The sequence below is a fragment of the Candidatus Amarobacter glycogenicus genome (genome assembly GCF_016704105.1).
In the GTDB taxonomy this organism is placed as follows: Bacteria; Chloroflexota; Dehalococcoidia; order Tepidiformales; family Tepidiformaceae; genus Amarobacter; species Amarobacter glycogenicus.
The window spans coordinates 626634-640389 of the sequence record NZ_JADJAT010000001.1; the positions used below are offsets into that span (position 1 = coordinate 626634).

General features: G+C 64.9%; 13 protein-coding genes. 7 read left to right on the forward strand and 6 right to left on the reverse strand.

Going from position 1 to position 13756, the window contains the following annotated elements; all coding sequences use genetic code 11:
* The first annotated feature begins 28 nt into the window (after positions 1-28).
* Positions 29-868 (forward strand): dihydrolipoamide acetyltransferase family protein, encoded by an 840-nt coding sequence (locus tag IPG14_RS03240; protein WP_343390872.1) that lies wholly within the window; start codon positions 29-31, stop codon positions 866-868.
* Between the two features lie 101 nt (positions 869-969).
* On the opposite strand, the gene IPG14_RS03245 is transcribed toward IPG14_RS03240, so the two are convergent.
* Positions 970-2154: an acyl-CoA dehydrogenase family protein gene (locus IPG14_RS03245; RefSeq protein ID WP_343385075.1), complete on the reverse strand. Its 1185-nt coding sequence runs from the start codon at positions 2152-2154 to the stop codon at positions 970-972.
* 109 nt (positions 2155-2263) lie between these two features.
* On the opposite strand from IPG14_RS03245, the gene IPG14_RS03250 reads away from it, so the two are divergent.
* The 6 genes from IPG14_RS03250 (at position 2264) to secF (ending at position 8401) form a co-directional block, all read left to right on the forward strand.
* Complete coding sequence (locus IPG14_RS03250; protein ID WP_343390873.1) at positions 2264-3583, forward strand: APC family permease; 1320 nt, start codon at positions 2264-2266, stop codon at positions 3581-3583.
* A 207-nt stretch (positions 3584-3790) separates the two neighbouring features.
* A complete protein-coding gene (gene xerA, locus IPG14_RS03255; protein WP_343385077.1) occupies positions 3791-4696 on the forward strand; it encodes a site-specific tyrosine recombinase/integron integrase in 906 nt (301 codons plus the stop codon).
* 65 nt (positions 4697-4761) lie between these two features.
* Entirely contained in the window at positions 4762-5643 is an 882-nt protein-coding gene (locus IPG14_RS03260) for an HD domain-containing protein (protein WP_343385078.1), read from the forward strand.
* Positions 5644-5678: 35 nt separating this feature from the next.
* Complete coding sequence (gene yajC, locus IPG14_RS03265; protein WP_343390874.1) at positions 5679-6026, forward strand: preprotein translocase subunit YajC; 348 nt, start codon at positions 5679-5681, stop codon at positions 6024-6026.
* Positions 6019-7434, forward strand: coding sequence for a protein translocase subunit SecD (gene secD, locus IPG14_RS03270; RefSeq protein ID WP_343385080.1), 1416 nt, complete (start codon positions 6019-6021; stop codon positions 7432-7434). Before yajC ends, secD begins: the two co-directional genes overlap by 8 nt.
* Positions 7427-8401 (forward strand): protein translocase subunit SecF, encoded by a 975-nt coding sequence (gene secF / locus IPG14_RS03275; protein ID WP_343388078.1) that lies wholly within the window; start codon positions 7427-7429, stop codon positions 8399-8401. The genes secD and secF overlap by 8 nt, the downstream gene beginning before the upstream one ends.
* A 4-nt stretch (positions 8402-8405) precedes the next feature.
* Here the strand turns inward: secF and selB are convergent, their stop codons facing one another.
* Genes selB through IPG14_RS03300 form a run of 5 tightly spaced genes read right to left on the reverse strand, consistent with a single transcriptional unit; the run spans position 8406 to position 13735 of the window.
* Positions 8406-10244 carry a selenocysteine-specific translation elongation factor gene (gene selB / locus IPG14_RS03280; RefSeq protein ID WP_343390875.1) on the reverse strand — a complete coding sequence of 613 codons (1839 nt, stop codon included), beginning with the start codon at positions 10242-10244 and terminating at the stop codon, positions 8406-8408.
* Between the two features lie 2 nt (positions 10245-10246).
* Entirely contained in the window at positions 10247-11428 is a 1182-nt protein-coding gene (gene hemW / locus IPG14_RS03285; protein ID WP_343390876.1) for a radical SAM family heme chaperone HemW, read from the reverse strand.
* Positions 11425-12123 carry a glycerophosphodiester phosphodiesterase gene (locus IPG14_RS03290; RefSeq protein ID WP_343388081.1) on the reverse strand — a complete coding sequence of 233 codons (699 nt, stop codon included), beginning with the start codon at positions 12121-12123 and terminating at the stop codon, positions 11425-11427. The genes hemW and IPG14_RS03290 overlap by 4 nt, the downstream gene beginning before the upstream one ends.
* Complete coding sequence (locus IPG14_RS03295; RefSeq protein ID WP_343390877.1) at positions 12123-12899, reverse strand: Crp/Fnr family transcriptional regulator; 777 nt, start codon at positions 12897-12899, stop codon at positions 12123-12125. Before IPG14_RS03295 ends, IPG14_RS03290 begins: the two co-directional genes overlap by 1 nt.
* The gene (locus IPG14_RS03300) at positions 12896-13735 is read right to left on the reverse strand and encodes a transglutaminase-like domain-containing protein (protein ID WP_343390878.1); all 840 of its coding nucleotides are present in this window, start codon (positions 13733-13735) and stop codon (positions 12896-12898) included. Before IPG14_RS03300 ends, IPG14_RS03295 begins: the two co-directional genes overlap by 4 nt.
* Between the last annotated feature and the right edge of the window lie 21 nt (positions 13736-13756).

A 13756-nucleotide genomic window follows, 5' to 3' on the forward strand; every position in this document is an offset into this window, starting at 1 on the left:
CCGCTCGCGGTACTACTCACCCGCGGTCATGCGGCTGGCAGGCGAGCACGGCATCGACCTCTCGACCATCCCGGGGAGCGGCATCGGCGGGCGCATAACGCGTAAGGATGTCGAAGCCGCCATCGCGGGCCCGAAGGACCGGTATGGGGCCGCGACCCGGCCAGCAGCCCCACCGCAGGCAGGCGCACCGTATGAAGTGGTGACCCTGTCAGCAACGCGCCGGACCATAGCGGAGCACCTGACACGGTCGAACGTGGAGGCGCCGCAGGCATGGACGATGGTCGAATGCGATGTATCCGGCCTCGTCGCGAGGCGGAACCGGGAAAAGGAGGAGTTCGTGCGGCAGGAGGGGGTCGACCTGACGTTGCTTCCCTACTTCGCCGCCGCGGTCTGTGAGGCGCTGGGAGCGTTCCCTATGCTGAACTCGCGCTGGGAGGGAAACGAACTGCGGCGATACCGGGCGCTGAACATCGCCATCGCGGTAGCGACTGAACACGGCCTCGTCACGCCTGTCCTCAAAAACGCCGCGGAACTGAGCGTGGCTGGACTTGCCCATCGCATCGCAGATCTTGTTCAACGCGCCCACGCGAGAAAGCTTCGGGTCGAGGACGTCGAGCTGGGGACGTTCACGGTAAACAACACCGGCTCATTCGGATCCGTCGCCTCCAAGCCGATCGTGAACGTGCCGCAGGTGGCCATCGTCACGATGGAACGGGTGGTGAAGCGTCCGGTGGTGATCGATGGCGATGCCATCGCCATCCGATCGATGGTCAATGTGTGCCTGAGCTTTGACCACCGCGCCCTGGACGGCCTCGAAGCGGGGGAATTCCTGGCCGCGCTCAAAGCCAAACTCGAAGCCATCAACTAGAACAGGAACGCTAGGGCCTTCGAGACGGTCTGCATGGCGGCGAGCAACTCGAAGAACAGCATCCGGGTGCCGCTGACGAGACCGCGAGGGGACGGTTCGCCCTAGTTCTTTTTCGGGAGCGCCTCGATCGCGCGGCCGATGACCATCCGCTGGATCTGGTTGGTGCCCTCGAAGATCTGGAAAATCTTGGCGTCCCGGACCCACTTTTCGACGGGGTGGTCCCGCATGAAGCCCTGCCCGCCGAGAACCTGGACGGCGTCAACAGTGACTTTCATTGCCATATCGCTGGCGAACGCCTTGGCCATCGAGCCTTCGGCCTGGAGGTAAGGGGCATTGGCGCCGGCCATCCAGGCCGCCCGCCAGACCATCAGGCGCGCCGAATCAACCGCCATCGCCATGTCGGCGAGCATGAAGCTGATGCCCTGGTTCTTCATAATCGACTTGCCGAACTGGACCCGGTCCCTGGCATAGTCCAGCGCGTATTCGTATGCCGCCCGGCCGATACCAAGGGCGTATGCTCCGACAACCGGCCGCGTGCGCTCCAGGGTCATCAAGGCTCCCAGTGCCCCCGGCCCGGCAGAGCCGCCGCCCTTCGGGGCTGCGCCGAGCTTGTTCTCCGCGGGGATCCGGCACTCATTGAGTACGACGTTCGCCGTATGGCTGGCGCGAATGCCCATCTTCTTCCAGGTGGTGCCTTCTTCGAGGCCAGGGGTGCCGCGAGGGATCACGTACGCGCCGATGCCGCCCCAGCCCTTCGAGCGGTCTTCGGTCGCGAAAACCACGTGGACATCAGCGATGTTGCCGTTGGTAATGAACTGTTTCTCGCCGTTGAGGATGTAGTCGTCGCCGTCGCGCCTGGCAGTGGTCTGGATGTTGGCAACGTCGGAGCCAGCATCGGGCTCCGTCAGGCACATCGCGCCGAGATGGACCTCATTGGCGTCGGAGGCGATGGCGGCCATCCACTTTTCCCGCTGCTCGGGGCTGCCGGTCGCCATGATGGCTGCCCCGGCAAGGCCCGAACTGTTGATGGCCAGGGCAATCCCCGCGCAACCCCAGGAGAGCTCCTCCGCGAGGATGACGGGGACCAGCGAGGAACCTCCACCGTCGAGGAGCGAACCTTCGCGGGAGATTCCGAAGCCGACGACCGCAGCCTTCTTGATGATGTCGTAGGGCACTTCTTCGCGTTCGTCGTAATAGGCGGCCACGGGCCGGATCTCTCGTTTGGCGAAGTCGTGGGCTGTTTGTTGGACGAGGCGTTCCTCATCGGTAAGTGCGAACGACACCATGTGGCGAACTCCGGCTCCTGGATCCCTTCGAGTTTACCACTCGGTAGGCAACTCGGGAGAAACCGCCTGTGATGACCGCCTTCGTTCCCATGCCCCAGACTGTGCAGCGATGCCAGACAAGACACCGGCTCTCTCGCCGTCGCTCAGCCCCCTCCAGGTCACGGCCGGCGGTGTCGGTATCATCATTGGGGCCGGCATTTACGTCCTCATCGGCGAGGCCACGGCCGAAGCGGGCAGCCTCGTCTGGGCTTCGTTCCTGCTGGCTGCGGCATTGTGCGTGCTCACCGGACTGAGTTACGCCGAACTCTCGGCGGCGTTCCCGTCCGTTGCATCGGAGTATGACTACTCGCGGCGCGCGTTTCCCGAGTGGGTGGCTTTCCTGGTCGGCTGGGTGATGATCGCGGGCCTGATCGCCGCGGCGGCGACCGTGTCGCTGGGATTCGCACAGTACGCGCGCGAGTTCGTGGACATCGGTCTGAAGCCCGGCGCTCTGCTACTGCTGGCAGGGCTCCTGGTGCTCAGCGCGACCGGTATCCGCCAGGCGGGGCTGCTCATCCTCGTTCTCAGCACCATCCAGGTGGCGGGACTCCTCGCCGTCATCGCTCTCGGACTGCCGTCCCTCGGCGACCACTCGCTGACGGTATCCGGCAGCGCGGGCGGCGTAATCGGTGGTGCGGCACTGGTTTTCTTCGCGTTCATCGGCTTCGACGAGGTGATTACCCTGAGCGAAGAGACCCCGGACCCGGTGCGGACGGTTCCGAGGGCGCTCCTCGTTGCCCTGGGGATTTCGACTGTCCTCTACGTCTTCACGGCGGTCGCCGCCGTGAGCACGATTGGCGCCGACGCCCTGGCGAACTCCGAGCGGCCGCTCGCCGCGGTGGTCGCAACCGCTGCCGGAGAGCGGAGCGGAGACATCATCGCGGTCGCGGCACTCGTCTCGACGACCAATACCACGCTCCTTGCGCTGACGGCGGCTTCCCGGATGACGTACGGCATGGCCAACCAGGGGGCGTTTCCGCGCTGGCTCGGCGGCGTCTCGCGGGCAACGCGCGTCCCATTGCGAAGCCTAGTAGTGGTGTCCGCGGTAGCCGCTGGGATGGTGGTGGTGGGGGAGTTGGGACTACTCGCCCAGGTGACCGACTTCTCGGTCTACCTGGTCTTCTTCGCGGTGAACGGCGCCGTGATCGTCCTGCGCTTCCGCCAACCCGCGACTTCGCGGCCGTTTCGCACGCCGTGGGCGGCAGGCAAGCTGCCACTCCTCCCGGTCGGCGGCATCCTTTCCGTGTTCATCCTTGCGAGCGGCATCGACCTTGATGCAGCGCTGGCGGGACTCCTCGTCTGCTCGCTGGGCCTCGTCGCAGGCCTCTTCTTTGACGCACGTTCGCCGCTGAGGGCGCGGCGAGACCGGACTGGCAAGGGAACTGCGTAGGGCGTAAACTCTCGTTATGACACCTTCAATCGGGCACCGTGCCGCTGCTGTGAATGCTCCACTGTCATATTGTTGCAGCCGGGTTTCGCGCACTGGATCTTCACAAAGAATCCCCAGAATTCCGTGGACACGCGCCGAAAGCGCCGCCTATCATGGCGCCCGCCCCTAGAACCCACGACCGTTACGTATCGAGGTTAAAGCGACGTTATGGACGAGCGCACAGGTCAGTTTTTGAATTTTCTCGCGGTCGAGAAGAACGCCTCTAACAACACCATCGCAGCCTACCGAAACGACTTGTCCCAGTTCCTGGGATTCGTCGCGGAGCAGGCGCCGGGGCGCGCGATCGAGGCAATCAAGCACGAACTCATCGTTGGGTACGTCGAGCATCTGCGAAACGGCGCCCACTACAAAGACGCGACCGTCGCCCGCAAGGTTGCGGCGGTGAAGTCGTTCTACGGCTTCCTTGCCGCAGAAGGCATGGTCGACGGTGATCCGACGGAGCAACTGAAGTCCCCCCAGGTTGGGAAGACCCTCCCCCGGGCTCTCTCTGTGCAGGAAGTCGATGAACTTCTCGAACAGCCCTCACGGCGGAATACCCCCGAATCGCGACGCGACAAGGCGATGCTCGAACTGCTCTATGCCACGGGCCTTCGCGTCACCGAACTGGTCTCCCTCGACGTCGCGGACATCGCACTCGAGAGCGACCCCGTCACCGTTCGCTGCGTCGGAAAGGGCGAACGTGAACGCGTCCTCCCGCTCCATCAGCGCCCGGTCGATGAGTTGCGCCAGTACATCTTCCACGTGCGGCCTCGCCTGGTCCGCAACCGGCGGGAGACGGCGCTCTTCGTGAACCGCCGCGGTGAACGCCTGACCCGCCAGGGCTTCTGGCTGATCCTGAAGAACTACGCGAAAGAAGCGAAGCTCGACAAGGCGATTACGCCCCACACGCTCCGGCACACCTATGCGACCCACATGCTCTCAGGTGGCATGCCACTTCGCAATGTACAGGACGCCCTTGGCCACGCGAGCATCTCGACCACCCAGATCTACACACACCTCACCGGCGACCAGAAGCGCAGGGAGTACGACAAAGCCCACCCGCGCGCCTCGTAGGCTGGCTCGGGCCCCGCGGTAGGATCGACAGGCACGCCGGAAGGCGTGCCTGTACGCTTTCTCCGATGAACCTGCCCGCCCGACTCCTCGATGCGCTGCTCGCGACCGAGGCCTCAACTGCGCTGCGCGCCCTCGATGCGACGGGCGAGCTCACTTCGCTCGTGCCCGAACTGGAAGCCGGCCGCGGCTTCGTCCAGCCTGAACTCCACTATTACGACGTCCTGGGCCACAACATGGCGGCGGTGGCCGCGTTGGATGCTGCCCTGGGGCCGGGCGACGGCAACCGTGAACTGCGCGAAGCGCTGGCATGGATCGACCTGGACGAGACCCTCGAACGAGGCATCGAGGACGTGCCGCTCCTGGCCCTGATCCGGCTCTCGGCCCTCCTGCACGATGTGGCGAAACCGGCCACGGCGATCTTCGAGGAAGGCCGCCTGCGGTTCCCCCGGCACGGACCGCGCGGTGCCGAACTCATGCGAGAGCGGTTGCCAGCACTCGGGTTTGGGCCGGCCGCCACGGATTTCGTCGCCCGAATGATCCGCTACCACCTTCGGCCGGGGGAATTGATCAAGAACGGACCTGCCTCGGACAAGGCGGTCCGTAAGTTCGTGAGTGACCTCGATGGACACGTCCTGCCGCTGATGCTGGTGAACCTGAGCGATGGCATGGCGACCCGGGGGCCGGGGTACACTCGGGAGAACTTCCGGCGCCACGTGACGTTCGTGAATTACGTAACGGCGCGCGCGTGGGCTGCGAACGAAGATGGGGAGCCACCCCTGCTGACGGGAGATGACCTCATCGCAGAGCTTGACCTGGCCGGTGGACGCTTGTTGGGGGCTGTCCTAACATCGGTTCGCCGAGCCGAACTCGAACGGGCCGTTTCAACGAAGCCCGAGGCGCTTGCGCTGGCACGCTCGGTCCTCGAAACCCTGAAGGCCGCAGAGTAACCCGGCCAGGGCCGCCGAGCAGGAGTTTCCCGCCCATGACCGCAATGTGGCAGGTGATTTTCTACACCGGGTTCGCGGTGGTTGCCTTCTACTTCTTCCTGCTCCGGCCCGTGCTCCAGGATCAGAAGGCCCGCCGGAAAGCCGTCCGCCAGCTCCAGGTCGGCGACGAAATCGTCACCACCGGCGGCATCATCGGAGAAGTGAAGGACGTGATCGTCCCGGTCGACGGCCCGACCGAACTCATCCTCGAAATTGCTCCCGGCGTCCGCGTCCGGGCGTTGACCGATTCTGTACTGCGGCGATTGAGTACGCTTGAGCCCGCCGAACCCACAACATCAACGGCCGAGCCCACAGCCGGCGAGGTTTCCCACACCAGTGCGTAGTACTTCAACCGTCTTCGTTTTCCTCTTCGTCGTCGCGCTTACCGCGTTCAGCGTCATCGTCGTGTGGCCGAGTTCTCCGTACCGGTACCTGCCGGGCGACTTCTGGCCGCACGGGCGAGGCATCAAGCTGGGCGACTGGGAACGGGAAACGATGCGTCTCGGCCTGGACCTCCAGGGCGGCGCCTACCTGATCCTGCAGGCCGACCCACCCGCCGATTACCAGGGTGACCTGGGCACCGCCCTCGACAGCGCAAAGAATGTCGTGGAACGACGGGTGAACGAATTCGGCGTCAGCGAAGCCGAAATCAACAAGACGAGCGGCAACCGCATCAGCGTGCAGGTGCCGGGACTCTCCTTGCAGGAAGCCCAGGACCTCATCGGCAAGACGGCGGCCCTGAAATTCATGGTCTACGACGACAACCAGCAGCTCGTCGAGGCGTCCGGTGTCATCGACGGACAAACGATCGCCATGACCGGCGCCGACATCAAGAACAACACCTACGCCCAGAACATCGGCACGACCTTCGCGGTGGTGTTCGAAACGACATCGCGCGGCTCGAAGCTGATGGACCAGATCACCAGGCGTGCACTCTCCTACCCGAGTTCCGACCCTCGGAACTACCTGATCGTGATGCTGGACGACGTGGTCCTGTCCCAGGCATCGGTGAGTGGGATCATCTCTGATTCGGGCCAGATAACCGGTCAGGCAAGCTTCAGCGAGGCGAACAACCTCTCGAAACAACTCAACGCCGGTGCCTTGCCGGTGCCTCTCAAGATCATCCAGGCCGAGGAAGTGAGCGCGACACTCGGGGAAGACTCCGTCCTGGATTCGGTGAGAGCGGGCCAGGTCGGACTCCTCGCGGTCATGCTTTTCATGATCCTGTACTACCGGCTCCCGGGGGTGCTCGCCTCGGCCGCCCTGCTTGTCTACACGGCCATCACCTTGATGGTCTTCAAGCTGGTCCCGATTACGCTGACGCTCTCCGGCATCGCGGCGTTCGTCCTCTCCATCGGCATCGCCGTCGATGCGAACATCCTCATCTTCGAGCGGATGAAGGAGGAGTTGCGGCGCGGGCGGACGTTGAACGCTGCCATCGACATCGGGTTCCGGCGGGCGTGGTCATCGATTCGCGACTCGAACGTCTCGACGCTGATCACCTGCACGATCCTGTATTACTTCGGCGCGAATTTCGGTGCGGCCGTCGTCCAGGGCTTCGCCCTGACACTGGCAATCGGCGTGTTGATCAGCATGTTCTCGGCGATCACCGTGACGCGGACGTTCCTGAGGATGGTCCTCGGCACACCGCTGGCGAAGAACCACTTCCTGTTCAATGCGGACGAAGTGAAGAAGACAGCGCCTTCCGCGCGCCGGGCGGGGATGACCTCGGAGGAGCAGGGAAATGCTTGATTTCGCAGGGAAGCGCTGGTGGTACCTCTCGGTCTCATTTGCGATCTTCGTCGTCGCAGCCATCTCGCTCGCGATCTTCCAGCTTCGGCCGGGAATCGAATTCACCTCCGGTTCGACCTTCACGATCGAGTTCACGGAACGCGAGGTCTCCCAGGGCGAAGTGCGCGATGCCATGCACGACCTGGGCCACGAAGAGGCCCGCGTCCAGGGCGCCGGCTCAAACAAATACCTGATCCGCACGGAAGAACTCCAGAACGCACCCGCTCTCGATTCCTCCGAGGGCCCGGAACTCCCGGGCGAGATCAACGAGATAGAGGCCGGGCTGCGCCAGCGCTTCGGGGCACTCACGCGGAGCAACTTCTCGACGGTTTCGGAGACGGTTTCAACCGAGATCGCGCGCAACGCGACATTCGCCGTTGTCGCGGCCTCGTTCGCCATCCTCATCTACATCTGGATAGCCTTCCGGGCCGTCCCTCGCCCATTCCGGTACGGAGCTGCCGCAGTGATCGCCGTGCTGCACGACGCATTCATCGTGCTCGGGCTCTTCGCGCTCCTCGGGGAGTTCCGAGGGACCGAAGTCGACCTCGCCTTCATCACCGCGATCCTGACCGTCATCGGATTCTCGGTGCATGACACGATCGTCGTCTTCGACCGTATCCGCGAAACCATCCACAACGATCCGTACATCCCATTCGAGGAAGCAGTCAACGCCAGCATGACGGAGACGCTCGCACGCTCCATCAACACGTCGCTGACCGTGGTCCTCACGGTGGTGGCGATGATGCTGATCGGCGGCGAAACGATCCGGAACTTCCTTCTCGTGCTCCTCGTCGGCATCGTCGCCGGCACCTACTCGAGCATCTGCGTCGCATCGCAGCTGCTCGTGGCGTGGGAGAACGGGGACTTCGGCCGGTTCTTCCGCCGGCTTCGTGGGAAGAGCGAGAATCTCGCCGTCGAGCCTGCCTGAATCGCTACCGGAGAGTGCGCAAGTCCCCGTTGCGACGCGTGACGTGAAGCGCATCGAGGTGTTCAAGAAACGCCTGGGCGTACTTTCGGCTCGTCCCAAACAGGTCTCGCGCCTCGGCGAGGGAAACTGACCCGTTCGCCTCGATGTGAGCACGCGTCCGGGCAGCCATCTGGCGAAACGCGCCGGCCTCAAAGACGACGCCCGATCCTGCGTCTTCGACGTCGCCGCGCTCCACGAGGAAGGCGAGCAACCCGGGCGACGGTATCCGGTCCGTTGGTGGGCTATACGGGTTGGCCCGCAGCCCTGCCAGGAAGATTTCGACTTCCGCTTGTTGGGCGGCCGTAAGCACGGCTTCGTAACCGGGCCGCGCAAGTCCGGGGCCACGCGCTTCCAGCAACCCGGCTTCGAGGGCGGATTCGGCAATCAGATCGAACGCCGCTGCCGCCTGGCGCACGGCCCCACGCGCGTGTTCCCGCGGGGTGGCGCGGCGCAGCGGATTCGCCTTCAGGAATGCGTCGACGCTCGCCACTAGTGCTGACTGAGCAGATTCGAGCCATGCCCGCGCGACGAGCGTCTCTGCGCGCTTGAGAACATCTCCGCGAGCGACCAGCTCTTCGCACGCTTCATCGGCTGCGCCGGGCTCCAGGTGGAGCGCGGCGCCGAGGGAGCGCAGGTCCGCCGGCCCGGCGAGGAGCGCGTCGAGCATGCGCGAGCCGGGGGTGCCTTGCAGGAGCCTTTCCAGCATTTCGATAGTTGGAGTGTGATTCCTCCGGAGCCGGCGCGGGTTGAGCAGGACCGCCCTGCCGCCCGCGACGGTCTCGTTCGGAGAACGAATGACAACGTGGTCTCCAGCGGCGAGAGCGATGGGCGAATCGAGGACGAGCTGAGCCCAGCATTCCGACCCACCGCTCAACATGTCAGCATCAAGGAGCCGCACCCTGGCCTGGGATTCAGCCGTCGCGCAGAGGGCGGTCACTTCTGAGTCGTGAGCGAGCGGATGCGTGAGGATCCGGCTGGCCGAGAGGCGGACAGCGAGAGAGTGCGCGACATCGGCCGCGCCCGGGCGCGCGAGAACCATGCCACGATGGATCTCGTCGACGTGGACGCCGCTGAGGTTCACAGCAGCCCGAGTTCCGGGCTCGAGGCGATCGACCTTCGTCCGGTGGCGCTGGAGACCTCGAATTCGCGCCTTCAGGCCGCCCGGGAGCAACACCACTTCCTGGCCAACTTCGAGCGCACCATCGATGAGGGTGCCTGTGACGACCGCGCCAAACCCCTGGATCGTGAAAGCCCTGTCGATTGGCAGCCGTCCACGCCCGAGGTCGCGCTTCGCCGGTGCTGCGTCGAGGAGACTGTCTATTTGCCGGGTGAGTTCTTCCAGACCTTGCCCGGTGGCCGCGGAGACCCGGACGACGGGCGCCCCCTCGAGCCGCGACCCTTCGAGCGTTTCCTCGAGTTCCGCCTCGACGAGGTCGGCATATTCCGGTTCGACCAGGTCGCATTTCGTGATGACAACGAGTCCGGCAGGTACTTCGAGCAAATCGAGGATGGCGAGGTGCTCCCGCGTCTGTGGGCGAGCCCCTTCATCGGCGGCTACGACGAGCAAGGCAAGGTCGATACCACCTGCTCCCGCCAACATGTTCTTGATGAAGCGCTCGTGACCCGGGACATCCACGATGCCCACGTCGCGCCCTGACGGGAGTGTGAGCCAGGCGAAGCCGAGGTCGATGGTGAGGCCCCGCTCCTTCTCCTCCCGCAGGCGATCGGGGTCGATCCCGGTAAGGGCCTGGACGAGCGTGCTCTTGCCATGGTCGACGTGCCCGGCCGTGCCGATGACGGGCATCGCTAGTTGCCCCCGTCCGCAGCTGACTGGCGGCAGGCGAGCAGCAACCGGGAGGCAACCTCACCGTGGAGCAACCGCCCGCTCCGGCTCAGCCGGACGCGTTCGGCCGTGTACTCGATGACTCCAGCGCTCCGGCACTCTTCGAGCACGCCGGTGACCGCGGGGGGAAGGCGCACGCCGAATCTTCCGGCGAACTCGACCGGCGTGAAGCCCTCGATGAGCCTCAGTCGGAGCGCGAGCCAGTCGCTCATGCTGGTCGCGCAGTCCGGGGCGTAGCGGTTCGCAAGCGCCACGAACGGCGGCGAACTGCCCGCCTCGACCGCCGCGATGTAGCTGCGCGGGTGAGCGATGTTTTCGTAGCGTTCGCCGTTGTGATATCCGTGCGCCCCGGCGCCGATTGCCAGGTACTCACCGTCGGTCCAGTACGTCCGGTTGTGGCGCGATTGGTGGCCGGGCCTGGCCCAGTTGGAGAGTTCGTACTGCTCGTAGCCGGCTGCTTCGAGGACCTCCGTTGCCAGGTCATACAGGTCGGCGACAGCATCGGCGTCGAGCGGCTCCACTTCGCCCCGGGCGACGCGGCGGGCGAGCATCGTCCCGTCTTCGACGGTGAGCGCGTACGTGGAGACATGGTCCGGGCCGAGCGCCGTGGCTGCCGCGAGCGAAGCTGCCCAGTTCGCCCTGGACTGGCCGGGGAGACCGTAAATCAGGTCGAGACCAACGCTTTCGAAGCCAGCCCGGCGCGCCATCCGGACACTTGCGACGGTGGCTTCGACCGAGTGGATCCGGTCCAGGAATCGCAGCTCCGCAGGATTGAAGCTTTGTGCGCCGATGGAGAGCCGGGTGACGCCGAACGCTCGCAAGTCTCGGATGGCGTCTTCAGAAGTCGTACCGGGGTTCAGTTCCAGCGACACCTCTGCTCTCGGGGCCAGGGGCGCCCGCTGACGCAACGCCGCGATGACGGAGCCGATGGTGCCCGCTGGGATTTCCCCGGGAGTCCCTCCCCCGAAACCGATGGTGCTCACGACCCGTCCCTCAAGGAGGTCCCCCAGTGCGTCGATCTCGCTGACCAAAGCGCGGCCGTATTCGAACTTCAGGTTGTCCATGCCTGCGTAGGCGTTGAAATCGCAATAGCCGCACTTCACCGTGCAGAACGGGATGTGGACGTAAACGGCTATGGGCCTCACAGCACAAACTCCCGGCGCATCTCGTCGACCCTGTGGGTGGTGAGGCCATCCACGCCCCAGGCGACAAGTTCGCGGGCTCGTTCCAGGTCATCCACCGTCCAGGCCACGACGAGGAGTCCTCGTTCATGGAGTTTCTTGACGATGCGCTCGGTCAGGAGTGAATGCCTGCACGAAACCCCTCGCGGGCGCGTGTCGCGGTCCGCGACGGAGAGAAAAAGGTCCAGCTTGGCGTGGACGTCGATGGAGTAGAAGGCCTCCACTTCGGGGGTCATCTCGTTGATCGCGCGGAGGGCCCGCCACTGCTGGGACGACGCGACGATGCGTTCCGGGTGTGGGCTGATCGTCAGGATCCGCCGGAGCAATGCGGCGGCAGCGGCCCCGCCGTCTTTCAAGTCGAGGAAGAGGCCGGCGCCCTGTCCCGCGCTCTCTCGCATGAGCTCCGCCAGCCCGTAGTTCCCCCGGGGCAGCCGGCGCAGATACCACTTCTCGAACAGGATCGGCAACCAGCGCACCCGGCGTTCATGGCGCACTTCGAACTGGCCATCGCGCAGCCAGAGGTCAACTTCCAGGTAGTCCGCACCAGCCGAAACGACGTCCCGCACGCCGGCCGCGGAATTTCCGGCGCCGTGAGCGATGATCGCCGGGCCACCGCGCGCAGGAACGAGGTCAAATGGGCCGGCGCCAGCCTCGGACATCAGGGAGTCATGGTACTCGGCTGGGCGCTCACCGGATGGCGAGGAGAGACGGACAGGTCCCCGTTCGCGATGTCGTCGAGCAGGTCCTCATCCACGATGCGGTAGCCATCCGGGATCGGCACGATCGCGCCGAGGGCGGAGAAGCGGCTGAGCAGGGCGGTGACTGTCTCCCGGCTTGTGCCGATGGTCTGCGCGAGCTCCTGGTGCGTCAGCCCAAGGAACACCGCTCCATCTTCCTGGCGGTTCAGCAGCGTGTCAGCAAGGCGGGCCGAAACCGGCTTCGAAACGATGTTCATGAACGTCCGCTGCATCCCGGCCAGCCGTCGGGCCATCAGCTCCATCATGGCGAAGCCGAGCTTTGGCGATTGCTGGAGCAGGTGGGAGAAGTCCTCCCAGGAGATGCTGACGGCCACGGTGTCGTCGATCGCGGCGGCGCAGGCGATACGTTCGTTGTCTTCGACGATGGCCATGTCTCCGACAACGCCGCCCTTGCCTACCACGTCGAGGATGATTTCCTTGCCGTTTTCGGCGACCTGGTAGATTTTCACCCTGCCCTTCAGGAGCAGATAGACGCGCTCCGGCGGATCGCCGGCCTGGAAGAGCACCTGGCGCGGCCGGAAGCTGCGCTCGGCAAGCATGGGGATGAGCCGTTCGAGCTCTTCGTCGCTGAGGACGGAGAGCACTTTGCTCAGCTGGCGCAGGTACCAGGCGATTGAGCGCTGGAGCGCGTGGCGGCCGCGGACGGGCACTTCGCGCCCGGGAGAAAGAGTGGTCATCGAGTCTCCCCCATGCCCCCGTGACGGAGGCGAAGTTGATCAAGCAGGCGGATGGCGCCGGGGTTTGCCTCGGCACGCTCGCTGGCGGAGACGTACGCTTCGAGGTCGCTCATCGCACCCTCGATGTCGCCCAGGCGGTAGCGCAGCATGCCGCGCTCGCCGACAAGCATAGCGTTCCAGGGCTCAAGGCGATGCTGAAGCTCCACCACCGAAAGCCAATCCTGAAGCTCGCGGCGCTCGCGGAAGACCACATGCAGGTTGTTGAGCATCCGCTGCAGGATCTGGCGCCTGGTGATCGCCGCGAGGAACGATTCTGGGCTGGCCGAGCCAATCTGATGGACGCGCAGGCGGGCGAGGAGTTCCTGCCGGTCGATCCGGGCGCCTTGCTGGAAAGGGTCGACGTAGGTCGGTTCCTCGGCGCCGCCGTAACGGACGATGAAGTGGCCGGGAAAACCGACCCCGTCGCACTGAAGGCCGATCCGCTGGGCTACTTCCATGTACACGAGCGACAGGCTGATCGGGATCCCGAGGCGGCGCCGGACAACCTGGTCCAGGTAGCTGTTGGCAGGGTCGGTATAGCCTTCGCTGTCCCCGCGGAATCCGCACACGCTGAACAACTGGTACTCGATTGCGTGGGCGAGGGCGTGGTCGTCTGCGCGCGCTCCCGCATAGACGCGCGCCTCTTCCGCCATCACGTCCAACCGGGAAGCAGTCTCGTGGACATCCGCGTCGGGGTCGCCGATGCGGGCGATGAGCATGGCCGCGCCAAATAAATCGACTTCGTGATCGGCGCCGTGGATCGCCGCGGAAAAGGCTTCGAGATCGTCAGGCTTCACTGTTACCAGTATACGTCTCAA

Coding starts and splice junctions, on each gene's coding strand:
- IPG14_RS03240 (WP_343390872.1), top strand. CDS start 29: ATGCGGCTGGCAGGCGAGCACGGCATCGACCTCTCGACCATCCCGGGG.
- yajC (WP_343390874.1), top strand. CDS start 5,679: ATGACCGCAATGTGGCAGGTGATTTTCTACACCGGGTTCGCGGTGGTT.
- IPG14_RS03295 (WP_343390877.1), bottom strand. CDS start 12,899: ATGACCACTCTTTCTCCCGGGCGCGAAGTGCCCGTCCGCGGCCGCCAC.
- IPG14_RS03245 (WP_343385075.1), bottom strand. CDS start 2,154: ATGGTGTCGTTCGCACTTACCGATGAGGAACGCCTCGTCCAACAAACA.
- xerA (WP_343385077.1), top strand. CDS start 3,791: ATGGACGAGCGCACAGGTCAGTTTTTGAATTTTCTCGCGGTCGAGAAG.
- IPG14_RS03250 (WP_343390873.1), top strand. CDS start 2,264: ATGCCAGACAAGACACCGGCTCTCTCGCCGTCGCTCAGCCCCCTCCAG.
- IPG14_RS03290 (WP_343388081.1), bottom strand. CDS start 12,123: ATGTCCGAGGCTGGCGCCGGCCCATTTGACCTCGTTCCTGCGCGCGGT.
- secF (WP_343388078.1), top strand. CDS start 7,427: ATGCTTGATTTCGCAGGGAAGCGCTGGTGGTACCTCTCGGTCTCATTT.
- selB (WP_343390875.1), bottom strand. CDS start 10,244: ATGCCCGTCATCGGCACGGCCGGGCACGTCGACCATGGCAAGAGCACG.
- IPG14_RS03260 (WP_343385078.1), top strand. CDS start 4,762: ATGAACCTGCCCGCCCGACTCCTCGATGCGCTGCTCGCGACCGAGGCC.